The 23,315-nt window shown below is 63.0% G+C and carries 21 protein-coding genes and 1 riboswitch; of the genes, 16 read left to right on the top strand and 5 right to left on the bottom strand.

Annotated features, from left to right (window positions below):
• Nucleotides 1-2: 2 nt before the first annotated feature.
• The 5 genes from cobG to G6N74_RS07300 all read right to left on the bottom strand — a co-directional run bounded on the left by cobG (nt 3) and on the right by G6N74_RS07300 (nt 8,143).
• Entirely contained in the window at nt 3-1,505 is a 1,503-nt protein-coding gene (gene cobG / locus G6N74_RS07320; RefSeq protein WP_165115888.1) for a precorrin-3B synthase, read from the bottom strand.
• Entirely contained in the window at nt 1,502-5,194 is a 3,693-nt protein-coding gene (gene cobN / locus G6N74_RS07315; protein WP_165115886.1) for a cobaltochelatase subunit CobN, read from the bottom strand. Before cobN ends, cobG begins: the two co-directional genes overlap by 4 nt.
• A 16-nt stretch (nt 5,195-5,210) precedes the next feature.
• On the bottom strand, nt 5,211-6,248 hold the full coding sequence (gene cobW / locus G6N74_RS07310) for a cobalamin biosynthesis protein CobW (protein WP_165115884.1): 1,038 nt from the start codon (nt 6,246-6,248) through the stop codon (nt 5,211-5,213).
• Complete coding sequence (locus G6N74_RS07305) at nt 6,245-6,670, bottom strand: DUF1636 family protein (RefSeq protein WP_312857848.1); 426 nt, start codon at nt 6,668-6,670, stop codon at nt 6,245-6,247. The genes cobW and G6N74_RS07305 overlap by 4 nt, the downstream gene beginning before the upstream one ends.
• Before the next feature lie 39 nt (nt 6,671-6,709).
• Nucleotides 6,710-6,914: riboswitch (cobalamin riboswitch) on the bottom strand.
• Between the two features lie 29 nt (nt 6,915-6,943).
• Entirely contained in the window at nt 6,944-8,143 is a 1,200-nt protein-coding gene (locus G6N74_RS07300; protein WP_165115880.1) for a winged helix-turn-helix domain-containing protein, read from the bottom strand.
• A gap of 347 nt (nt 8,144-8,490) precedes the next feature.
• Here G6N74_RS07300 and G6N74_RS07295 point away from each other — a divergent pair, with 347 nt between their 5' ends.
• The 16 genes from G6N74_RS07295 (at nt 8,491) to G6N74_RS07220 (ending at nt 23,305) form a co-directional block, all read left to right on the top strand.
• Nucleotides 8,491-8,856 (top strand): NADH-quinone oxidoreductase subunit A, encoded by a 366-nt coding sequence (locus G6N74_RS07295; protein ID WP_165115878.1) that lies wholly within the window; start codon nt 8,491-8,493, stop codon nt 8,854-8,856.
• Nucleotides 8,847-9,428 carry a NuoB/complex I 20 kDa subunit family protein gene (locus tag G6N74_RS07290; RefSeq protein ID WP_165115876.1) on the top strand — a complete coding sequence of 194 codons (582 nt, stop codon included), beginning with the start codon at nt 8,847-8,849 and terminating at the stop codon, nt 9,426-9,428. The genes G6N74_RS07295 and G6N74_RS07290 overlap by 10 nt, the downstream gene beginning before the upstream one ends.
• A 6-nt stretch (nt 9,429-9,434) precedes the next feature.
• Complete coding sequence (locus G6N74_RS07285) at nt 9,435-10,037, top strand: NADH-quinone oxidoreductase subunit C (protein WP_165115874.1); 603 nt, start codon at nt 9,435-9,437, stop codon at nt 10,035-10,037.
• On the top strand, nt 10,038-11,228 hold the full coding sequence (locus tag G6N74_RS07280; protein ID WP_165115872.1) for an NADH-quinone oxidoreductase subunit D: 1,191 nt from the start codon (nt 10,038-10,040) through the stop codon (nt 11,226-11,228).
• Nucleotides 11,229-12,482, top strand: a complete 1,254-nt coding sequence (locus G6N74_RS07275) for an NADH-quinone oxidoreductase subunit E (RefSeq protein ID WP_165115870.1) — start codon at nt 11,229-11,231, stop codon at nt 12,480-12,482.
• Between the two features lie 10 nt (nt 12,483-12,492).
• Nucleotides 12,493-13,800, top strand: coding sequence for an NADH-quinone oxidoreductase subunit NuoF (gene nuoF, locus G6N74_RS07270; RefSeq protein ID WP_091914924.1), 1,308 nt, complete (start codon nt 12,493-12,495; stop codon nt 13,798-13,800).
• Nucleotides 13,801-13,877: 77 nt separating this feature from the next.
• Nucleotides 13,878-14,585, top strand: a complete 708-nt coding sequence (locus G6N74_RS07265) for a helix-hairpin-helix domain-containing protein (RefSeq protein WP_165115868.1) — start codon at nt 13,878-13,880, stop codon at nt 14,583-14,585.
• 25 nt (nt 14,586-14,610) lie between these two features.
• Nucleotides 14,611-14,922 (top strand): pentapeptide repeat-containing protein, encoded by a 312-nt coding sequence (locus G6N74_RS07260; protein WP_165115866.1) that lies wholly within the window; start codon nt 14,611-14,613, stop codon nt 14,920-14,922.
• The gene (gene nuoG / locus G6N74_RS07255) at nt 14,922-17,003 is read left to right on the top strand and encodes an NADH-quinone oxidoreductase subunit NuoG (protein WP_165115864.1); all 2,082 of its coding nucleotides are present in this window, start codon (nt 14,922-14,924) and stop codon (nt 17,001-17,003) included. The genes G6N74_RS07260 and nuoG overlap by 1 nt, the downstream gene beginning before the upstream one ends.
• A 7-nt stretch (nt 17,004-17,010) precedes the next feature.
• Entirely contained in the window at nt 17,011-18,054 is a 1,044-nt protein-coding gene (nuoH, locus tag G6N74_RS07250; protein ID WP_165115862.1) for an NADH-quinone oxidoreductase subunit NuoH, read from the top strand.
• Entirely contained in the window at nt 18,054-18,245 is a 192-nt protein-coding gene (locus G6N74_RS07245; RefSeq protein ID WP_165115861.1) for a hypothetical protein, read from the top strand. The genes nuoH and G6N74_RS07245 overlap by 1 nt, the downstream gene beginning before the upstream one ends.
• A gap of 2 nt (nt 18,246-18,247) precedes the next feature.
• Nucleotides 18,248-18,739, top strand: a complete 492-nt coding sequence (gene nuoI / locus G6N74_RS07240; RefSeq protein ID WP_091914932.1) for an NADH-quinone oxidoreductase subunit NuoI — start codon at nt 18,248-18,250, stop codon at nt 18,737-18,739.
• Nucleotides 18,740-18,867: 128 nt separating this feature from the next.
• On the top strand, nt 18,868-19,488 hold the full coding sequence (locus G6N74_RS07235; RefSeq protein ID WP_091914934.1) for an NADH-quinone oxidoreductase subunit J: 621 nt from the start codon (nt 18,868-18,870) through the stop codon (nt 19,486-19,488).
• A 2-nt stretch (nt 19,489-19,490) separates the two neighbouring features.
• Nucleotides 19,491-19,799, top strand: coding sequence for an NADH-quinone oxidoreductase subunit NuoK (gene nuoK / locus G6N74_RS07230; RefSeq protein ID WP_091914936.1), 309 nt, complete (start codon nt 19,491-19,493; stop codon nt 19,797-19,799).
• 12 nt (nt 19,800-19,811) lie between these two features.
• Nucleotides 19,812-21,800 (top strand): NADH-quinone oxidoreductase subunit L, encoded by a 1,989-nt coding sequence (gene nuoL, locus G6N74_RS07225; protein ID WP_165115859.1) that lies wholly within the window; start codon nt 19,812-19,814, stop codon nt 21,798-21,800.
• Nucleotides 21,800-23,305, top strand: a complete 1,506-nt coding sequence (locus tag G6N74_RS07220) for an NADH-quinone oxidoreductase subunit M (RefSeq protein WP_165115857.1) — start codon at nt 21,800-21,802, stop codon at nt 23,303-23,305. Before nuoL ends, G6N74_RS07220 begins: the two co-directional genes overlap by 1 nt.
• Nucleotides 23,306-23,315 lie beyond the last annotated feature (10 nt).

Raw genomic sequence — 23,315 nt, 5'->3', positions numbered from 1 at the left:
GCTCATCCCTGTTCAAACGCCTCGGCGATCCGGGCCGCACCCAACCGCGAAAGGCAGGAGGCGGTGGTCTCCTTATTCTTGCGGCTGGCACGTACCAGTCTTGCCACGCGGCCAAGCGCGCGTGCGGCTTCATAGCCGGACGTGTACCCGGCGGGAAGGTCCTTTGCCGTCCCGTCCACGACAAGTCCGGCTCCTTTTTCGCCGCCGACCAGCGTCAGCGCTGCCGGAGCCGGGTGCGCGCAGCCCTTGGCGCAGCCGGAAACGTGGAGTTCGAACGAACCGTCGAGCAGGTCGGCGGATGCTTCGGCTAGCTGGCTGGCGATATCGCGGGTGTGGAGAAGGCCGGAGGCGCAGGCCGGCGTGCCGGGGCAGGCGGCGATGAAGCGGCGCGGGTCAAGCGGGTCGGTGATGAAGCCGAGGGATTTGGCGTGGTCCTGCAGGGTGATGCAGGCGGATTGCGAGAGGCCGAGGAGCAGGAGCGCTCGCTGCTGTGCGAGGCGGATTTCGGTCACGCCGAGGGATTCGGCTTCGTGGCAAAGCGCGATCAGGCTTTCAGCCCGCATGTGGCCGAAGGGCAGGCCGAGGCCGAGTGCTATGGTGTTGCGGAGGGGGAGGACGCCGATTGGGCTATCCGGCTCCTGTCGCATGCTAATGAGGCCAGGAAGACGCTCGACGTTGCCCCCCTCTGTCCTGCCGGACATCTCCCCCACAGGTGGGGAGATTGGGCCTGCATCAAAACTTTCGCCAATTTCTAACGAAGAAGGAGATGAGCCGGCATCTCCACTGCTGATCTCCCCACCTGTGGGGGAGATGTCCGGCAGGACAGAGGGGGGCAACGTAGGGTGCAGACCTATCGAGGGGATTATACATTTTAGTTGCTCGCCGTTCAGATCCCGCGCTCGGGCTTCACGTCCGCCGGCAGCAATCATTCGCAATATGATGAGAGCAGCATCGCAGGCCTCTCGCCCACTGATCTCACCCAGCACCGTTGCGCTTTTGGCATCGCCCGCGACGGCAAGCTGCCAGACATTCGCCGAAACCGCAGTCAACCGCACATCGGCCTGCACCCTATCCATATTCAGTCGCCCGCCACCATCGACTAAGACCGACACTTTCGAGCCGAGACGACCTCCGAGGTTCGATGCGTCGATGGCTTCGCGAATACGATTGGCAAGCGGAGACGGATTGGCAATTTCCTGCGGGTCCAGCCCCGCCAGAGGCCCCGTCTCCACCGGCACGCCGGTGCGCACAGCTATGCCGAGCGTATTAACTTCTCCCGCAAGCGCCACTGCGCTTTCCGCCGTCAAACCGCGTATCTGCAGGCTGCCGCGTGCCGTCACCTCCATAACGCCATTGCCGTGCCGCGAGGCGGATTCGCAGAGTCCGATCAAGGCCTTGGGGGCAAGTCCTCCAGCAACGGGGTTGAGCCGCACCAGCAAGCCGTCGCCGGTCTGCATCGGCGCCGAGAGTGCCGGGCAGGCGCCGCGCCGCGAGAAGGCGTTCATGCCGCCACCTCCAGCGCCTCGGCCTCGACGATCAGGCTGGCCAGATCGTCGTCGATGGAGTTGCGCAGCGGGTGCCACAGTCCGCGCCGGCGCGCCGCGGCGAAGCGCTCGGCGATGACTTTTGTCGCCGCCGGGTTCTCGCGCAACAGGAAGGCGCGCACCACCTCGTCGCCGAGATAGGCATCATGCACGGCCTCGATCAGTGCGCCGGGGATGGCATGCGTGGTCTCGGCGAAGCCCACGAGCCGGTCGACCGTCTCGGCAAATTCGGACGCGCCGCGGGGACCATGCCGCATCTGTCCTTCGATGAAGCGCGGGTTGACGGCACGCGCCCGCACCACGCGCGCCACTGCTTCGGTGATCGAGCGCGGGCGCGGGCGTGCCGGGTCGGTGGTGTCGAGGATGATCACATCGGCATTGTTGCCGAGTGCTGCAAGGGCTGCCGAAAAACCGCCGATGAAGGCGACATCGGCGGAGCCTTCAAGAATGTCGCGGCCGGGGTCGTCGCCGCTGTGGACGAGAAGATCGGCCCCGGCGATGCGTGTCGCGAAAGCGCCGGGCGCAGAGACGCCTTCGCCTTCGGCGCCGCCATAGGCATGCGAGGTGGCGTCGAGATAGGCGCGGCCGAGTTCCTCGCGGCTTGTCCATTGGCCGCTGGACAAAAGGTCTTCCAGGCCAGCGCCATAGGTGCCGGGCGAGGAGCCGAAGATTCGGGCGGGGGCCTTGCCGAGCGTGCGCGCTTCGGCGGCAAGGGGGTTTTCGGAAGCGTCCTCGTCGCGCGCGGCGACGGCAGCGGCAGCGGCATCGACCAGCGCGATCTGGGTCGGGAACATGTCGCGGAACAGGCCGGAAATGCGCCATGTGACATCGACGCGCGGTCGCCCGACCGTTGCCGGCGGCAGGACTTCGATACCGGTGACGCGGCCGGTGGCGGCATCCCATTGCGGGCGACAGCCCATCAGGAACAGACCTTGGGCGATCTCCTCGCCGCCGGTGCGCAGCGAGGCGCTGCCCCAGAGGTCGATGACCAGCGAGCGCGGCCAGTCGCCGTGATCCTGCAAGTAACGCGTCAGCACTTCCTGCGCTCCGGCGCGGCCGAGGTCGAAGGCGGTAGGCGTCGGCATGGTGCGCGGATCGGCGGTGAAGAGGTTGCGTCCGGTCGGCAGCACGTCGGTGCGGCCACGCGCCGGCGCGCCTGCTGGGCCGGCGGCGATGTGGCGGCCGTCGAGTGCTGCAATCAGCGCGTTGCGCTCGGTTTCAGCGCTGCGCAGGCGCATGGCATCGGTCTCATCGTCCGCCGCGCGGCCATAGATGTGCAGGCCGTCCTTGACGGCGAAATCCTTCAGATCGCAGAGCCAGGCGTCGATGCGGCGCAGCGCTTCGTCGGGAGCGTCGGTCTTTGCGACGCCGGCTTCATGGGCGAGGCCGGTCTTGGCGGCGGTTTCTACGATGAGTTTCGCCAGCCGATCGCGGCGGCGGCGGTCGAGGCCGTCGGCCTGTGCATATTCGTCGACCAGCCGCTCCAGCATCTGCTGGTTTTCATCGAGCCCGGCGTGCGCGAGCGGCGGCGGCAGGTGACCGAGCGTGACGGCGGAAATGCGCCGCTTGGCTTGGGCTGCCTCACCGGGGTTGCTGACGATGAAGGGATAGATGACGGGCAGGCCGCCGGTGACGATTTCGGGGAAGCAGGCACTGCTCAGCGCCACCGTCTTGCCGGGCAGCCATTCGAGCGTGCCATGGGCGCCGACATGGATTAGTGCGTGGCAGTCGAGTTTCTTGCGCAGCCACAGACCGAAAGCGATCAACTCGTGGCGGGGCGGCAGCGTTGGGTCGTGGTAATCGGCGCGGCGATCCGCCGAACGCCCGCGATCGGGGGCAAGTGCTACGGTGATGTTGCCGAAGGTGGCGGCGGGGAAGGGGAAGTGGTTGTTTGAGGGACGGGAACGATTTTGCTCGACGTTGCCCCCCTCTGTCCTGCCGGACATCTCCCCCACAGGTGGGGAGATCAGGCTGTCATCAAAACTTTCGCCAATCGTCGACGTTGCAGGGAGTGGACCGGCATTGCCACTGCTAATCTCCCCACCTGTGGGGGAGATGTCCGGCAGGACAGAGGGGGGCAACGTAGAGCGCTGCAGTTTCCTGGTCGAAACCGTCTCGGCATCTGGCTTGCCCCACGCGGCCTCCACCGTCGCCCGCGCCTCCTCAGGCAGGTCGTTCGCGAGGGCAAGATAATCTTCTAAGCTCAGCCCATTATCGCCGTGCTCCAGCAAGCCCAATAGTTCCCGCGGCGATTCGGGAATCCCTTCAACGGCATAGCCATGTTGCTTCAGGTCATGCAGCATGGCGAGCACGCTGGAGGGCACGTCGAGGCCGACGGCATAGCCGGTGCGGCCGGGCGCGCTGGGATAGTCGGGAATGAGGATCGCCAGTTTGCGGGTTGCGCGCGGTTCGCGCTGGAGACGCACGAAGGCTGCCAGCCTGTCGGCAACCTGCTCGACCCGGTCTTGCTCCGGACGATTTGCGAGACCCTTGAAGGCGAGGGCCGCGTCGGCTTCGATTTCTGCCTTGAACGAAATCGCGCCGGCGAGGATGCGGCCGTCGAGCTCCGGCATGACCACATGCATGGCGAGGTCGGCGGGGGCTAATCCACGCTGGTTGGTGGCCCAGGCGTCGCGGCGCGTGGTTGCGACTATGACCTGGAACACCGGCACGCCGGCACGATCGAACAGGGTTTCGACGCCCGGCTCGGCACCAGAGGCGAAGGCGGTTGCTGTGATGATCGCGGCGGGTTTCAGATCGGCCAGCGCATTCTCGACGAAGGCGAGGGAGGCTTTGTCTTTCAGGCTGGAAACGAAGATCGGGACCGGCGCCATGCCGCGCTGGCGCAGTGCCTCGACCAGCGCGTCGATGGGCGCGACATCGGCGGCGAGCAGCATGGAACGGTAGAACAGGATGGGGATGGTGGGGCGCGTTTCGTCCCCCCTTGAGGGGGAGGTGCCGCCAAAGGCGGCGGAGGGGGGTATTACGGCAGTGCTCGACGTTCCTTGGCGTTGGCGTGCGGCCGCGGCGACCCCACCCCCGGCCTGCGGCCGGACCCTCCCCTCAAGGGGGAGGGGGACGTCGCGCTCGACGACACCCTTTTTCGGCTCGTAAAACCCAGACTTCGGCACCGCAACCGGCTGCGCCGCCGCGCCTTGCCCGCCCGCCAGCACCGCCAGCCGCCGCACCAGCCCGCGCATGTTTTCCGGCCCGCCCTCGCGGAAATAGGCGAGCAGCCCGTCCAGCTGCTCGCGCGGCAGGGTCGAGCATTCAATCAGCCGGAGGTCTTCGTCGTGGCTCTCGCCGGGCAGGAGCGCGAGATGGATGTTGTTCTCGCGGCACATTGTGGCGAGCCGGTCGCAGCCATAGCGCCACCAGTCGTAGCCGCCGAGAATGCGTACCAGAATGACTTTGGCCCGGCTGGCGGTGCTGTCGATCCACAGATCGACCGACATCGGATGGCGCAGGTCGCGCAGGGCTGCCAGCCGCATCGACGGCAGCGTTTCGGCGTCCTGTTTCCATGCCGTCGCCAGCCCGGCCAAGTCGCTGTCGGTGAAGGACAGCGCCACGATATCCGCCGGCGCTTGCCGCAGATCGACCGGCTCGACTAGATCATCGAGCGAGGCGGATGTCGTGGTCAGTATGTGCATGGCGGCACGCTGTTGGTCAGCTGACCAGTATGCGCTCGATCGCGTCGCGATTCAGCCCCTTCAGGCCGATGACGACAAGACGCGAGCGGCGGTCGTCGGCCGCCGTCCAGGCGCGGTCGTAATAGTGGTTGACGCGCGGGCCGACGGCCTGGACCAGAAGCCGCATCGGCTTGCCGCCGACATCGACGAAACCTTTTACGCGGAGCACGTTTTCTTCTTCTGCCGCAGCAGCAACCCGCTTGGCCAGTGCGTCGGGATCGGAGATCGCCGGAAGCTCGATGATGAAGGAGTCAAAATCGTCATGCTCGTGGTCGAGTTCGCCGTCGTGATGGGTCTTTCGATTTTCGATGTCGTCCTCGACGGCGAGGCCAAGGCCGAGCAGCACCGAGGGATCGACCTTGCCCTGCGCGGTCGGGACGATTTTCACGGCGCGCGACAGATGCTCGCTGATGATGGCGTTGGCGCGGGCGCTGCCGGCTGCGTCGAGCAGATCGCTCTTGGAGAGAATAATGAGATCGGCGCAGGCGACCTGATCCTCGAACACTTCCTCGACCGGGTCGTCATGGTCGAGCGAATCGTCTTCCTGACGCTGCGCCTGCAGTGCGTCGAGGTCGGAAGCGACCTTGCCCGCGGCCAGCGCCGGGCCATCCACCACGGCAACGACGCCGTCCACGGTCACGCGGCTCTTCACGCTCGGCCACTGGAAGGCCTGCACCAGCGGCTTGGGCAGCGCGAGGCCGGAGGTCTCGATGATGATATGATCGACCTTCGGCTCCAGCGCCAGGATCTGGTCAAGCGCCGGCACGAAATCGTCGGCGACGGTGCAACAGAGGCAGCCATTGGCCAGTTCGACGATGTTTTCCTCCGGGCAGGCATCGACGCCGCAGCCTTTCAGGATCTCGCCGTCGATGCCGATATCGCCAAATTCGTTGACGATAAGGGCCAGCCGGCGGCCGTTGGCGTTTTCCAGGATATGGCGGATCAGCGTGGTCTTGCCGGCGCCGAGAAAGCCGGTGACGACGGTGCAGGGGACGCGGGTGGCGGAGGCAGTCATGAATTGTCCTTCAGGAAATCGAGGGGAGGGATGCGCGCGACGAGGCCGCGCTTGAGGCTGTCGGGACGGCCCCGCCACGGCAGGATGCCGTCGGTCGAGGTCGCGAAAAGCTTTGCGCCGGTGATCAGGTCAGGCCCGCTTTCGGTCGTGAGGTCGCCGAAGACGTAGCTCCACGAACCGTCGCGCAGCAGGGCAGCGCTCAAGCGACGCTTGCAGTTTCCGAGGCATTCGACCTGCCTGACCGTGATGTTCTCAGGTGCTGCGGCGCGAATCGCGCCTTGCGCCAGATGCTCGCCGGCGCGCGGCCGCGCGTCGGAGCCCGTCTCGTCGCGACAGGATGAGCAGACGAGAATCGTTACGCCGGGCGCGCCCAAATCATGGGCGTCCTCGGCCAGCTCAGTTTGATTGCCGTCGGCTTTCACCAGAATCACGCTCCTTGCCCGGGACACCCGCCAGGCGGTCGGATTTTTCGTCTGACGGCAGGTCTCCTGGCTCGCGGGTCGTCGCTTCATGCCGCCTTCCCGGGAAAAATCCCAGTGGCTGTCGGCCTTCGGCTATCCGCTTACAGTTGCGGGGACAGCTGCGGAGTTGGGCTCTTGGCCCGGCACCGCATTCCCTCTTAGCCCCTCCCTTTGCGGAGAGGGGACCGTCGCGGGCGAATTTAGGCGGTGGTGCCTTGCGCTGTCAACGCGTGGTTACGACGCGATTATGTCGGCCAACGCCGGTGCGAGATCGCCGGCGGGCGAAATCTCGATGCGATCGAGTTCGAGCCAGGACATCATCAGGCGGAGTTCTTCGATGAGGGCCGCGGCAGTGTGGTTTGGCGCGCCCGGTTCGGCATAGGCAGCGAGCACGCGCAAAACGCGGGCCGGTCGGTCCGCCTTCACGTCGATGCGCGCCACAATCGCGTCGCCGAGCAGGAAGGGCAGGACGTAGTAGCCATATTGCCGCTTTTCGGCCGGCGTGTAGATCTCGATGCGGTAGCGGAAGTTGAACAGACGCTCCGTGCGGGCGCGTTCCCAGACCAATGGGTCGAAGGGGGCGAGGAGGGCGCGGGCGTCGACCTTGCGCGGGATGCGGGCGTCGGCGTGAAGCCATGCCTGGTGGGTCCAGCCTTTGACGCGAAACGGCAGAAGCTCACCCGATTCGACGAGTTCCTCGATGCGGCCCTTCATGTCGGCGGGCGAGAGGCGGAAATAGTCGCGCAGGTCGCTGTAGGTGGCGATGCCAAGTGCGCGGGCCGAAATGCGCAGCAAATCGCGATGCGCGTCGGGAGCCGAGGGAACCGGGGCATTATATATGGAGGCGGGCAAAACACGCTCCGGCAGATCATAAAGACGCTCGAAGCCGCGGCGCGAAGATGTTGTGATCCGGCCCGCCCAGAACAGCCATTCGAAGGCGTGCTTCTCGTCGCTCCAGCCCCACCAGCCGCCGGAGCCCTTGGCGCCATCGATGTCGGAAGCCGCGATCGGGCCGCGGTTACTGACTTCCTGATAAATCTCGTTGATCAGGCCTTCGTTCTGCCGCGCCCATTTTGCCAGCCCGGTGTACATTTCCTCGTGCTGGCCGGCGCGTTCCATGCGCCAGCGCATGAGGGGATAGGTTTCGACCGGCAGGAACGACGCTTCATGCGCCCAGTATTCAAAGAGCGCACGTTTTCGTGATGTGGCAGCGTTGTCGAGTAACGCGCGGGGGTAGGGGCCAAGCCGCGAAAACAGCGGCATGTAATGCGCCCGCACCACCGCACTGACGGAATCGATCTGCAGCAGACCGATGCGCGAAAGCACCTTGTTGAGATGTCGCCGGTCGATGGCGCCCGTCGGTCGCGGATCGGCAAAGCCCTGCGCGGCAAGCGCTATGCGCCGCGCCATGGAAAGCGGGATCGTTTCCTTCATTCTTCGATGGCCCGGGCGTTCATCTATCAAGGTCTCTCCGCATCAGCCGGAATCGAAATGTGGACTTCAGCCTAGCAGGACTGCGACGGGAATTGTGTCAGGATAAAAAGTGGAGTAAAAAGGTAAGGAAATCAAATGCGCCTTGTGCACCGCAAATCGCTGGAAAGCGATTGGCGCAGCCGTGCTTTCGCCAAGGTTTGACTTGCTTCCCCCGATTGCCTGCGCTAACCCTCGCCGCGTTGCAGCATAGTGTCTTGCCGCGGCCTTCATAGGCAATCTGTCGCGGTATGGCGGTTCGACTCAATGCTATAATTCAGGCCGATCGGCCATCAATGGAAAGTCGGAGCATGAGCGCGCTCTTAAGTTCATATCTTCCCATCGTCATTTTCATCGGCGTGGCCCTCGTGGTCGGGCTGGCGCTGATTGCAGCGCCTTTCCTCGTGGCCTACCGCAATCCGGACCCGGAAAAGCTGTCGGCCTATGAGTGCGGCTTCAATTCGTTCGACGATGCGCGCATGAAGTTCGACATCCGCTTTTATCTGGTTTCCATTCTCTTCATCATCTTCGACCTTGAAGTGGCCTTCCTGTTTCCGTGGGCGGTTTCCTTCGGCGAGATCGGCATGCTCGGCTTCTGGTCGATGATGGTCTTCCTGGCGGTGCTCACCATCGGCTTCATCTACGAATGGAAAAAAGGAGCGCTGGAATGGGATTGAACGACATGTCTCCCACAATGGTCGCTGCCAAGCCCAAGGGCATTCTCGATCCGAACACCGGCAAGCCGATCGGCGCCGATGATCCGTTCGTGATGGACATCAACAACGAGCTTTCCGACAAGGGCTTTGTCGTCACTTCGTCGGAAGCGCTGATCACCTGGGCGCGCACCGGCTCGCTGATGTGGATGACCTTCGGCCTCGCCTGTTGCGCGGTTGAGATGATCCACCTCTCCATGCCGCGCTATGACGCCGAGCGCTTCGGTTTCGCGCCGCGAGCTTCTCCGCGCCAGTCGGACGTGATGATCGTTGCTGGCACGCTGACCAACAAGATGGCTCCCGCGCTGCGCAAGGTCTACGACCAGATGCCGGAGCCGCGCTATGTCATCTCCATGGGCTCCTGTGCCAATGGCGGCGGCTATTACCACTATTCCTATTCCGTCGTGCGCGGCTGCGACCGCGTGGTGCCGGTGGACATCTATATACCCGGCTGCCCGCCGACGGCGGAAGCGCTGCTCTACGGCGTTCTTCTCCTCCAGAAGAAGATTCGCCGCACCGGCACGATTGAACGGTGATTTCCGATGAGTGAAGCCCTCAAGGACCTCTCGGCCTATCTGGCCGAAAAGCTGGACGGAAAGATCGGTGAATCCGTTATCGCCTATGGCGAACTGACGCTTTCCCTCGAAGCCGGCGATATCGTCAGCGTCGCGAGCTTTCTGCGCAACGACGTGCAGTGCCAGTTCATCTCGATTATCGACGTCTGCGGTGCTGATTATCCGGCGCGCCTGAAGCGTTTCGACGTCGTCTATCACCTTCTCTCGCCGCGCCAGAACCTGCGCATCCGCCTAAAGGTGATGACCGACGAGGATACGCCGGTTCCTTCGCTGACGGGCGTCTATCCCGGTGCCGACTGGTTCGAGCGCGAAGCCTACGATATGTACGGCATCCTGTTTTCCGGCCATCCGGATCTGCGCCGCCTGCTGACCGACTATGGCTTCGAAGGCCATCCGCTGCGCAAGGATTTTCCGCTGACGGGGTTCGTGGAAGTCCGCTACGACGACGAAGCCAAGCGCGTCGTGTACGAGCCTGTCGAGCTCAAGCAGGAATTCCGCAATTTTGACTTCCTGTCGCCATGGGAAGGGACGGACTACGTCCTGCCGGGCGATGAAAAGGCGAAGCAGTAAATGGCTGAAACCTCCGTTCGCAATTTTAACATCAACTTCGGCCCGCAGCATCCGGCCGCGCACGGCGTTTTGCGCCTCGTGCTGGAACTCGACGGCGAAGTCGTGGATCGTGTCGATCCGCATATCGGCCTGCTGCATCGCGGCACCGAGAAGCTGATCGAGCACAAGACCTATCTGCAGGCGATCCCTTATTTCGACCGGCTCGATTATGTCGCGCCGATGAACCAGGAGCATGCGTTTTCGCTGGCGATCGAGCGGCTTCTCGGCATCGATGTGCCCAAGCGCGGCCAGCTGATCCGCGTGCTCTATTCCGAAATCGGCCGCATCATGAACCACCTGCTCAACATCACGACGCAGGCTCTGGACGTCGGTGCGCTGACGCCGCCGCTCTGGGGGTTCGAGGAACGCGAAAAGCTGATGGTGTTTTATGAGCGTGCCTGCGGCGCGCGCATGCACGCAGCCTATTTCCGTCCGGGTGGCGTCCATCAGGACCTGCCGCAGAAGCTGGTCGAGGACATCGGCAAGTGGATCGATCCGTTCCTGCAGACGGTGAAGAATCTCGACAGCCTGCTCACCGGCAATCGCATCTTCAAGCAGCGCAACGTCGATATCGGCGTGGTTTCGCTGGAAGACGCCTGGGCCTGGGGCTTTTCGGGCGTCATGGTGCGCGGTTCGGGCGCTGCCTGGGACCTGCGCAAGTCGCAGCCTTATGAATGCTACTCGGAGCTGGAATTCGACATTCCGATCGGCAAGAACGGCGACTGCTACGACCGCTACCTGCTGCGCATGGAAGAGATGCGCCAGTCGGCCAGGATCATGCGCCAGTGCGTCGATCTCCTGCTCGGCAAGGAAGGCTCCGGGCCGGTGTCGAACCTCGACGGCAAGGTGGTTCCGCCCAAGCGCGACGCCATGAAGCGGTCGATGGAAGCGCTGATCCATCACTTCAAGCTCTACACCGAAGGCTATCACGTGCCGGCCGGCGAGGTTTATGCCGCCGTCGAAGCGCCGAAGGGCGAGTTCGGCGTTTATCTCGTCTCCGACGGCACCAACAAGCCCTATCGCTGCAAGCTGCGCGCGCCCGGTTTCGCGCATCTCCAGGCGATGGATTTCCTCTGCCGCGGCCACATGCTGGCCGACGTCACCGCCGTTCTCGGCTCCCTCGACATCGTGTTTGGTGAGGTCGATCGCTAAATGTCCGTTCGCCGTCTCGCAGAAGCTTCAGTCCAGCCCGCGTCGTTCGCGTTCAATCGCGCTCTTGCCGCGCAGGCGAAGAACTGGATCAAGAAGTACCCCAAGGGCCGCGAGCAGTCGGCCGTCATCCCGCTGCTGATGCTTGCGCAGGAGCAGGAAGGCTGGGTCACGCGCGCCGCGATCGAGCATATCGCCGAGACGCTCGAGATGCCGCTGATCCGCGTGCTCGAGGTCGCGACCTTCTACACGCAGTTCCAGCTCAAGCCGGTCGGCACACGCGCTCATATCCAGGTTTGCGGCACCACGCCCTGCATGCTGCGCGGTTCGGAAGCGCTGATGGACGTCTGCCGCTCGAAAATCCATCACGACCAGTTCCATCTCAATGATTCCGGCACGCTGTCGTGGGAAGAGGTCGAGTGCCTCGGCGCCTGCGTCAATGCGCCGATGATCATGGTGTTCAAGGACACCTATGAGGACCTGACCCCGGAACGGCTTGCCGAGATCATCGACCTGTTCGAGGAGGGCAAGGGCGCTTCGGTGACGCCTGGCCCGCAGATCGACCGCATCTATTCCGGTCCGCAGCCCGGCCTGACCTCGCTTCAGGACGAAAAGGTCGTTCTGAAATCCACGCGCGACAAGGAAGCCAAAGCGGAAGCCAAGACAGCGCCCGCCGACGCAGGTGCAACCGTTCCCCCGTCGCAGGCCGCCAAGCCGAAGACCGCCGCTGCCGAAACCAACGGCGCGGTAAAGTCACCGTCGCCGGTCAAGGCGAGCTCAAAAGCCGAGGAAAAGGCGAGTGTTGCGGCGCCAGCTGTCAATCAGGCCGCGGCAAACAAGACCGCGCCCTCTGTCGAAGGCGTTTCCAAGCAGCGCAAGGGCGCTTCCGCAAAAGCCGAGCCGGCTTCCGCCTTTAAGTCGCCCGAGCTTGCAAAGCCTGCGGCCAAGAAGGCTGCTGCGGCCAAGCCGTCGCTTGACCACAAGGACCGTCCCGTCGGCATCGAAAAGCCGGCCGCGGTCGACGATCTCAAGCTGATTTCGGGCGTCGGCCCGAAGATCGAGGGCATCCTGCATTCGCTCGGCATCTACACCTTTGCGCAGGTCGCTTCGTGGAAGAAGGCCGAGCGCGAGTGGGTCGACGGCTATCTGAGCTTCCACGGCCGCATCGAGCGCGAGGACTGGGTCAAGCAGGCCAAGGCCCTCGCCAAGGGTGGTGTCGCCGAATATATCCGTGTCTTCGGCAAGAAGCCGGTCTGAGGGACGAAAAATGCTTCAGGACAAAGACCGTATCTTTACCAATATCTACGGCCGCTTCGACAAGTCGTTGAAGGGCGCGATGTCGCGCGGCGCCTGGGATAACACCGCTGGCCTCATCGCCAAGGGCCGCGACTGGATCGTCAACGAAATGAAGGCTTCGGGCTTGCGTGGTCGTGGCGGCGCCGGCTTCCCAACCGGGCTGAAATGGTCGTTCATGCCCAAGCAGAGCACCGATGGCCGGCCTTCCTATCTGGTGGTCAATGCCGACGAGTCCGAGCCGGGCACCTGCAAGGACCGTGAAATCCTGCGCCATGATCCGCATACGCTGGTCGAAGGCTGCCTGATCGCCGGTTTCGCCATGGGCGCGATTGCGGCTTACATCTATGTGCGCGGTGAGTTCATCCGCGAGCGCGAGGCGCTGCAGCGCGCGGTCGACGAGGCCTATGATGCCGGCCTGATCGGCAAGGGCAACAAGAACGGCTACGACTTCGACATCTACGTTCATCACGGCGCCGGTGCCTATATCTGCGGCGAAGAGACGGCGCTGCTCGAAAGCCTTGAAGGCAAGAAAGGCCAACCGCGCCTGAAGCCGCCGTTCCCGGCCAATGTCGGCCTCTATGGATGCCCGACGACGGTCAACAATGTCGAGTCGATCGCGGTCGCGCCGACCATCCTGCGCCGGGGTGCTGCTTGGTTCTCGTCGTTCGGTCGCCCGAACAATGTCGGCACCAAGCTTTTCTGCATTTCCGGCCACGTCAACAATCCGTGCACCGTCGAAGAGGCGATGTCGATCCCGTTCCGCGAGCTGATCGAAAAGCATTGCGGCGGCATTCGCGGCGGCTGGGACAATCTTCTGGCGGTCATTCCGGGCGGCGCGTCTGTGCCGCTGGTGCCGGCTGAACAGATCATCGACGTGCCGATGGATTTCGACGCGCTACGCGACCTGAAGTCGGGTCTCGGCACGGCTGCCGTCATCGTCATGGACAAGTCGACCGACGTCGTGAAGGCGATCGCGCGCCTGTCCTACTTCTACAAGCACGAAAGCTGCGGCCAGTGCACGCCATGCCGTGAAGGTACGGGCTGGATGTGGCGCGTGATGGAGCGACTGGTGCGCGGTGAAGCGCAGAAGCGCGAAATCGATATGCTGCTCGACGTGACCAAGCAGGTGGAAGGCCACACGATCTGCGCGCTGGGCGATGCTGCCGCATGGCCGATCCAGGGCCTGATCCGGCATTTCCGCCCGGAGATCGAGCGCCGTATCGACGAGTTCACCCGCAACGCCCATCGCGCCGAGCCGGCGCTGGTGGCGGCCGAATAAACAAAAGACGCAGACTTAAAGTTCAAAAGGGAAACGAGCAGGACAGGGACCAACGGAAACCGGCTTAGGAGCAAGCCATGTCGATGTTTTCCATACCCGATCACTTGATACCTGACGTGAAACAGTTCGAAGAGATGAACAAGGAAATCAACGCGCTGCTGCCGACGGAATTTGCCGGCGCCATCAATCTGATGGCGCATCCGGTGGCGGGCGCGTCTGCGTTTTCGGCACTCGGTTTCGGTCTTGCCAGCCAGGCTTTCGGCATCTGGATGGGCACTGTGGCTGGCGCCATGCAGGCATCGCAGCAGTTCTTCGGGTCGCTGACTGATGATATCGAAGAGGCCGCAGCCTTCACGCCGAAGGAAAAGCCGGCCGCGACCAAGGCCCGCGCTACCGCCAGGACGCTGATTGCCGATGCGCGCTCGATCGCCAAGGAGCTGAGCGATACGACGGAAAAGTTGGCAGACGAGCCGACGGAAGCGGCAAAGCCGGTTGCGAAGGCCGCGCCCGTAGAGACCGGTGCAGCCTTGTCCGAACCGCGCCAGCCCAAGGCGCTTGAGCGCCCGCAGACACCGGACGACCTGAAGCAGATTTCCGGCATCGGGCCGAAGCTCGAGCAGGTTCTGAACGGTCTCGGCATCTGGACCTACGGGCAGATCGCGAAATTGGAAGCCGCCGAGATCGGCTGGGTTGAGGATTATCTTTCGTTCAAGGGACGTATCGGACGTGACGACTGGATTGGCCAGGCAGAGAAATTGGCGCGCGACGCCAAGGCGAAGAGCTGAGGCGGGCAGGGCCGAGACTATGGCGATGGAGATACACGACAAACGCGATGTTCTCGACGTGCGTGACGCCACGGTGGCAAACTCGCGTTTCGATAACACGAACCTGTCCAACACGCAGTTCCACAACACGAATTTGTCGAATACGGCATTCGTCGACGTGCTGTTGTGCAATTCGCGCATTGTCGATGCCAGCATGTCGAACGCGTATTTCTCCGACATCGACCTGACGAATGTGAAGATCGAGAAAGCGAATATCGCCGGGATGACGATCAACGGCATCGCCGTCGATCAACTTCTGAAAGACTACGAAGCGGCGCAGGCCGCCGGGGGCAAGTGATGGCTAAACTCAAGGTCGACGGCACAGAGATCGAAGTTCCCGATCACTACACGCTCTTGCAGGCGGCGGAAGAGGCGGGTGCGGAAGTGCCGCGCTTCTGCTTCCACGAGCGTCTTTCGATCGCCGGCAACTGCCGCATGTGCCTTATCGAGGTGAAGGGCGGACCGCCCAAGCCGGCGGCATCCTGCGCCATGGGCGTGCGCGACCTGCGCCCCGGCCCGAATGGCGAGACGCCCGAAATCTTCACCAACACGCCGATGGTCAAGAAGGCCCGTGAAGGCGTGATGGAGTTCCTGCTGATCAACCATCCGCTCGATTGCCCGATCTGCGATCAGGGCGGCGAATGCGACCTGCAGGACCAGGCCATGGCGTTCGGCGTCGACTCGTCGCGCTACAAGGAAAACAAGCGCGCCGTCGAAGACAAATATATCGGCCCGCTCGTCAAGACGATCATGAACCGCTGCATTCATTGCACGCGCTGCGTCCGTTTCACCACGGAAGTCGCGGGCATTTCGGAACTCGGCCTGATCGGCCGCGGCGAGGATGCCGAAATCACCACCTATCTCGAAGAGGCAATGACCTCCGAGCTGCAGGGCAATGTCATCGATCTTTGCCCGGTCGGCGCGCTGACGTCCAAGCCCTACGCCTTCCAGGCCCGTCCTTGGGAGCTGACCAAGACCGAATCCATCGACGTCATGGACGCCGTCGGCTCGGCAATCCGCGTGGATTCGCGCGGTCGCGAAGTGATGCGCGTTATGCCGCGCATCAACGAGCAGGTGAACGAGGAGTGGATCTCCGACAAGACCCGCTTCATCTGGGACGGACTGCGCACGCAGCGCCTCGACCGGCCCTATGTGCGCCGCGACGGCAAGCTCCAGCCGGCAAGCTGGGCGGAAGCCTTTGCAGCCATCAAGGGCGCGGTATCGAAGACCTCCGGCGAGAGGATCGGCGCGATCGCCGGCGACCTCGCAGCCGTCGAGGAAATCTATGCACTGAAGCAGCTCATGGCCTCGCTCGGCTCGGCCAATATCGACAGCCGGCAGGATGGTGCAGCGCTCGATCCGGCGCTCGGCCGCGCCAGCTACATCTTCAACCCGACCATCGAAGGCATCGAGCAGGCCGACGCCGTGCTTATCATCGGCGCCAACCCGCGCTTCGAAGCTTCGGTGCTCAATGCCCGCATTCGCAAGCGCTGGCGCATTGGCAACCTGCCGGTCGGCGTCATCGGCGATGTGGGCGACTTGCGCTACGACTATGAGACGCTCGGCGCCGGTCCGGAATCGCTCAAGGAGCTTGCGGACGGCAAGGGCAAATTCTTCTCCGTTCTGAAGAAGGCCACGCGTGCTCTGATCATCGTCGGGCAGGGCGCTCTGGCGCGCGAAGACGGTGCGGCAGTGCTCGGCCTTGCGGCCAAGTTAGCCGGCTCTGTCGAAGCGGTCAGCGACGAGTGGAACGGCTTTGCCGTGCTGCATACGGCTGCTGCGCGCGTCGGCGCACTCGATGTCGGCTTCGTGCCGGGCGAGGGCGGCAAGAACGTCGCGCAGATGCTGGGCGGCACGGATGTGCTGTTCCTGCTCGGCGCCGACGAGCTCGACCTGAAGGCTGCCGGCGATGCCTTCGTCGTCTATATCGGCACCCATGGCGATACAGGAGCGCACCGCGCCGATGTCATCCTGCCGGGTGCTGCCTATACGGAAAAGTCCGGCACCTATGTGAACACCGAGGGCCGCGTCCAGCAGACCAACCGCGCCGGTTTCGCGCCGGGCGACGCCAAGGAAGACTGGGCGATCCTGCGCGCGCTTTCGGACGTGCTCGGCCACAAGCTGCCGTTCGATTCACTGCCGCAGCTTCGCGCCAAGCTCTATGAAGCGCATCCGCATCTGGCCGAGATCGACGAGATCGCCGCCGGCAACGCAGCTGATATTGCCAATGTGGCGAAGCTCGGCGGCAAGATCGGCAAGGCGGCTTTCGTGTCGCCGGTTGCGGATTTCTACCTGACCAACCCGATCGCGCGGGCTTCCGCCGTCATGGCCGAGTGTTCGGCTTTGGCGAAGGGCGGCTTCAAGCAGGCAGCCGAGTAGGACGAACATGGAAACTTTCTTCTCGATATATGTCCTGCCCGGACTGATCATGCTGCTGAAGTCGGTGGTGCTGATCGTCGTGCTGCTGATCTTCGTCGCCTACATCCTGTACGCTGATCGCAAGATCTGGGCTGCCGTCCAGCTGCGCCGCGGGCCCAACGTCGTTGGACCGTTCGGCCTACTGCAGTCCTTCGCCGATCTGTTCAAGTTCGTCTTCAAGGAGCCGGTCATTCCGTCGGGCGCCAACAAGGGCGTGTTCCTGCTGGCGCCGCTGGTGTCAGCCGTCCTGGCGCTGGCCGCATGGGCGGTCATCCCGGTCAATGAGGGCTGGGCTGTCGCCAACATCAATGTCGGCATCCTCTATGTCTTCGCCATCTCCTCGCTCGAGGTTTATGGCGTCATCATGGGTGGCTGGGCCTCGAACTCGAAATACCCGTTCCTCGGCGCGCTGCGCTCGGCGGCGCAGATGGTGTCTTACGAAGTCTCGATCGGTTTCGTCATCGTCACGGTGCTGCTGTGCGTCGGCTCTCTGAACCTCACCGACATCGTGCTGTCGCAGCGCGACGGTGTCGGCACAATGCTCGGCCTGCCCAACACCTTCCTCGACTGGCACTGGCTGGCGCTGTTCCCGATGTTCGTCATCTTCTTCATCTCGGCGCTGGCCGAGACGAACCGGCCGCCTTTCGATCTGGTGGAAGCGGAGTCCGAACTCGTCGCCGGCCACATGATCGAATACTCGTCGACGCCGTTCCTGCTGTTCTTCCTCGGCGAGTATGTCGCGATCGTCTTGATGTGCGCGCTCACCACCATCCTGTTCCTGGGTGGCTGGCTGCCGCCGTTCGATTTCGCGCCGTTCACCTGGGTGCCGGGCGTCATCTGGTTCGTGCTGAAGGTCTGCTTCGTCTTCTTCATGTTCGCCATGGTGAAGGCCTTTGTGCCACGCTACCGCTACGACCAGCTGATGCGCCTTGGCTGGAAGGTGTTCCTGCCGATCTCGCTGTTCATGGTCGTGGCAACCGCTGCGTTCCTGAAGATCACGGGACTGGCGTGATGAGCGCGGGCGTGATCGGCATACTGGTCGGGCTGGTGATCGCAGCAGTGGATTTCCTGCTGCTGCGCATGCTGGCCGGCCGCGTCGACCTGCCCGAGACCAAGCGCGTGCTTAACATTACCGGCCTGAGCCAATTCGTGCTCCTGCCTATCATCGGCTACTTCGTAGCCCCATACGTAATCGGAGATTGACGATGTCAGCTCTAGCCCAGGCGGCCAAATCGCTGCTCCTCAAGGAGTTCGTCGGCGCCTTCTTCCTGTCGATGCGGATGTTCTTTTCGCCCAAGCCGACGCTGAACTACCCGCATGAAAAGGGTCCGGTCAGCCCGCGCTTCCGTGGCGAGCATGCGCTGCGCCGCTATCCGAACGGCGAGGAACGCTGCATCGCGTGCAAGCTGTGCGAGGCGATCTGCCCGGCGCAGGCCATCACCATCGAGGCCGGCCCACGCCGCAACGACGGCACGCGCCGCACGGTGCGTTACGACATCGACATGGTGAAGTGCATCTATTGCGGCTTCTGCCAGGAAGCATGCCCAGTGGATGCGATCGTCGAGGGACCGAATTTCGAATTCGCGACGGAAACGCGCGAGGAGCTCTACTACGACAAGGACAAGCTTCTGGCGAATGGCGACAGGTGGGAGCGCGAGCTCGCGCGCAACATCTCTTTGGATGCGCCCTACCGCTGAGACGAGAATCATGGACGAGCCGGGATTGCTCGTCTAAGGAACACGCGGTTTTGCCGACCGGAGGCGGTGGCGAACCGAAGCGAGCCTGGTGCAATGCCGGGGCTCGAGAAGGAAACTGGGGGAACCCAATGCTGAATGGACTAGAGGCGGCCTTTTTCTACCTCTTTGCCTTTATTGCCGTGGCGTCGGCCTTCATGGTCATCTCCGCGCGCAATCCTGTGCATTCGGTTCTCTATCTGATCCTGACGTTCTTCAACGCGGCAGGTCTGTTCCTGCTGACGGGCGCCGAATTCCTGGCGATGATCCTGCTCGTCGTCTATGTCGGCGCGGTGGCGGTTCTGTTCCTGTTCGTTGTCATGATGCTGGACGTCGACTTTGCCGAGCTTAAGTCGGGCGCGCTGCAATATGCGCCGATCGGCGCGCTGGTAGGGTTGATCCTTGCAGCAGAGCTTATCGTCGTCACCGGCGGTTATGCCTTTGCGCCGCAGCTTGCGACCGCGGTCGCCAAGCCGACGCCCGATATCGCGACGCGCACCAATACGGCTGCGCTCGGCGACATCCTCTACACGGATTACATTTTCTACTTCCAGGTGGCCGGCCTGATCCTGCTGGTCGCCATGATCGGTGCGATCGTGCTGACACTGCGGCACAAGGAAGGCGTCAAGCGCCAGAGCATTTCGGCGCAGGTCGCCCGCACGCCTGAGACCGGAATGGAAATCAAAAAAGTCGAGACGGGCAAGGGAATCTGACGATGGAAGTCGGCATCGCACACTATCTGACCCTTTCGGCGATCCTGTTCACGCTGGGCGTGTTCGGCATCTTCCTGAACCGCAAGAACGTCATCGTCATCCTGATGTCGATCGAGCTCATCCTGCTCGCGGTCAACATCAATTTCGTGGCCTTTTCGGCAGCGCTCGGCGACATGGTCGGCCAGGTCTTCGCACTGTTCGTGCTGACGGTCGCCGCCGCCGAAGCGGCCATCGGCCTTGCTATTCTCGTCGTCTTCTTCCGCAACCGCGGTTCGATCGCGGTCGAAGACGTCAACATGATGAAGGGTTGACGGGACACAACCATGTACCAGGCAATCGTCTTCCTTCCGCTTCTGGGCTTCCTGATCGTCGGCCTTTTCGGCACGTCGCTGGGCGCAAAGGCATCCGAGTACATCACCTCGGGCTTCCTGGTGATCGCGGCCATTCTGTCGTGGGTCGCGTTCTTTCAGGTCGGCTTCGGCGAGAGCGAAGTGTTCACCGTGCCGGTGCTGCGCTTCATCGACTCAGGCTCGCTGCAGGCCGATTGGGCGCTGCGCATCGACACGCTGACGGTGGTCATGCTCGTCGTCGTCAACACCGTTTCGGCGCTCGTTCATATCTATTCGATCGGCTACATGCATCACGACCCGCATCGGCCGCGCTTCTTTGCCTATCTGTCACTGTTCACCTTCGCCATGCTGATGCTGGTTACGGCGGACAATCTCGTGCAGATGTTCTTCGGCTGGGAAGGGGTGGGCCTTGCCTCCTATCTGCTGATCGGCTTCTGGTACAAGAAGCCGTCGGCCAACGCCGCTGCCATCAAGGCCTTCGTCGTCAACCGCGTCGGCGACTTTGGCTTCATCCTCGGCATCTTCGGCGTGTTCGTGCTGTTCGGCTCGGTCAGCTTCGATGCGATCTTCGCAACGGCCGCTTCCTATGCGCCGGTTGAAGGCGCGCATGAGGCGACCGCTGCCGTGTTCAACTTCCTCGGCTACGAGCTTGATCGCGGTGCGGCGCTCACCGTCATCTGCCTGCTGCTGTTCATGGGCGCCATGGGCAAGTCGGCGCAGGTGCCGCTGCACACCTGGCTGCCGGACGCGATGGAAGGCCCGACCCCTGTGTCGGCGCTCATCCATGCCGCGACCATGGTCACCGCCGGCGTCTTCATGCTGGCGCGCCTGTCGCCGATCTTCGAGCTGTCGCACACCGCACTCACCGTTGTGACCTTCATCGGCGCGCTGACTGCCTTCTTCGCGGCGACCGTCGGCCTGGTGCAGAATGACATCAAGCGGGTCATCGCCTATTCGACCTGCTCGCAGCTCGGCTACATGTTCGTCGCGCTCGGCATGGGCTTCTACTCGGCGGCGATCTTCCACCTGTTCACGCATGCCTTCTTCAAGGCGCTGCTGTTCCTCGGCTCGGGCTCGGTCATCCATGCCGTTTCCGACGAGCAGGACATGCGCAAGATGGGTGGCCTGCGCAAGCTGATCCCGACCACTTACTGGATGATGGTCATCGGCACGCTGGCGCTGACCGGCGTCGGCATCCCGGCGACGATCATCGGCACGGCCGGCTTCTTCTCCAAGGACGCGATCATCGAAGGTTCCTTCGTCGGCCATAACCCGGCTGCCGGCTTTGCCTTCATCGCCCTGGTCATCGCTGCCGTGTTCACCAGCTTCTATTCATGGCGCCTGATCTTCATGACCTTCCACGGCAAGCCGCGCGCTACCGCCGATGTCATGCATCACGTTCATGAATCGCCGCCGGTCATGCTGGTGCCGCTGTTCATACTCGCTGTCGGCGCGCTCTTTGCCGGCGTCATCTTCCACGACGCCTTCATCGGCGAGGGCTATTCCGAGTTCTGGAAGGCCGCACTCTACATCCTGCCGGAAAACCACATCCTGCATGACTTCCATGGCGTGCCGGTGTGGGTAAAGCTGGCGCCTTTCGCAGCCATGATCCTCGGCTTCGGCGTCGCCTATCAGTTCTACATCCGCTCGCCGGAGACGCCGAAGTACCTCGCCAGCCAGCATCGCGGCCTCTATGCGTTCCTGCTGAACAAGTGGTATTTCGACGAGCTTTACGACTTCCTGTTCGTGCGCCCGGCCAAGCGGCTCGGCACCTTCCTATGGAAGACGGGCGACGGTGCAGTCATCGACGGTCTCGGCCCTGACGGCATCTCGGCCCGCGTGGTCGACGTCACCAACCGCGTCGTCAAGCTTCAGACCGGATATCTCTATCACTACGCATTCGTCATGCTGATCGGCGTCGCCGCCCTCGTCACCTGGATGATGCTCGGGAGCACTTTCTGATGACCGATTGGCCAATTCTTTCTACGGTCACGTTCCTGCCGCTGGTCGGCGCATTCCTGATCCTGCTGATCCGGGATGACAACGAAGGCGCGCGGCGCAATATCCGCAACGTCGCGCTTTTGACGACGGTGTTCACCTTCCTGCTTTCGATCTTCATCTGGGCCGGCTTCGACAATGCCAATCCGGGTTTCCAGATGGTCGAGAAGTCGGCATGGCTGGATTCGGGCATTTCCTACCACATGGGCGTCGATGGCATTTCGATGCTGTTCGTCATCCTGACGACGTTCCTGATGCCGCTCTGTATCCTGGCGAGCTGGCGTTCGATCGAGCATCGCGTCAAGGAATACATGATCGCGTTCCTGATCCTGGAAACGCTGATGATCGGCGTGTTCTGCGCGCTGGATATCGTGTTGTTCTACGTGTTCTTCGAAGCCGGCCTGATCCCGATGTTCATCATCATCGGCGTGTGGGGCGGCAAGCGCCGCGTCTATGCCAGCTTCAAGTTCTTCCTCTACACGCTGCTCGGTTCGGTGCTGATGCTGCTCGCCATCATGGCGATGTTCTGGCAGGCCGGCACGACCGATATCCCAACGCTGCTGACGCACAACTTCCCTGCTCATATGCAGACATGGCTATGGCTGGCCTTCTTCGCCTCCTTCGCGGTGAAGATGCCGATGTGGCCGGTGCACACATGGTTGCCCGACGCGCATGTCGAGGCGCCGACGGCGGGCTCGGTCATTCTGGCCGGTATTCTTCTGAAGATGGGCGGTTACGGCTTCCTGCGCTTCTCGCTGCCGATGTTCCCGGAGGCGTCGCTCTATTTCCAGCCGCTGGTCTTCGCGCTTTCCGTCATCGCCATCATCTACACCTCGCTGGTGGCGTTGATGCAGGAGGACATGAAGAAGCTGATCGCCTATTCGTCGGTCGCCCACATGGGCTACGTGACCATGGGCATCTTTGCGCTCAACCAGGAAGGCATCCAGGGTTCGATCTTCCAGATGCTGTCGCACGGTCTCGTTTCGGGCGCGCTCTTCCTTTGCGTCGGCGTCGTCTATGACCGCATGCACACCCGCGAGATCGCGGCCTATGGCGGCCTCGTCAACAACATGCCGAAATATGCGGTGGTGTTCCTTATCTTCACCATGGCCAATGTCGGCCTGCCGGGCACCAGCGGCTTCGTCGGCGAATTCCTGACGCTGCTGGGCGCCTACAAGGCCAACACCTGGGTGGCGCTGTTTGCCGCGTTGGGCGTGATCCTGTCGGCAGGCTATGCGCTGTGGCTCTACCGCAAGGTGATCTTCGGCGCGCTGTCGAAGGAAAGCCTCAAGAGCCTGCTCGACCTTTCGACGCGCGAAAAGGTGATCATCTATCCGCTGGTCGTGCTCACCATCTTCTTCGGCGTCTACCCGGCTCCGGTCCTCGACGCGACCGCTGCCTCGGTACAGGCGCTGGTCAACAACATTACCGTATCGCTCGACGCCGCGAAAACCGCGGCTGCGAACTGACAGGGACGGG

The organism is Mesorhizobium zhangyense (assembly GCF_011045115.1).
Lineage (GTDB): Bacteria > Pseudomonadota > Alphaproteobacteria > Rhizobiales > Rhizobiaceae > Mesorhizobium_M > Mesorhizobium_M zhangyense.
Note: the sequence above shows the minus strand (reverse complement) of the source record. Positions and strands in the feature narration are given on the sequence as shown.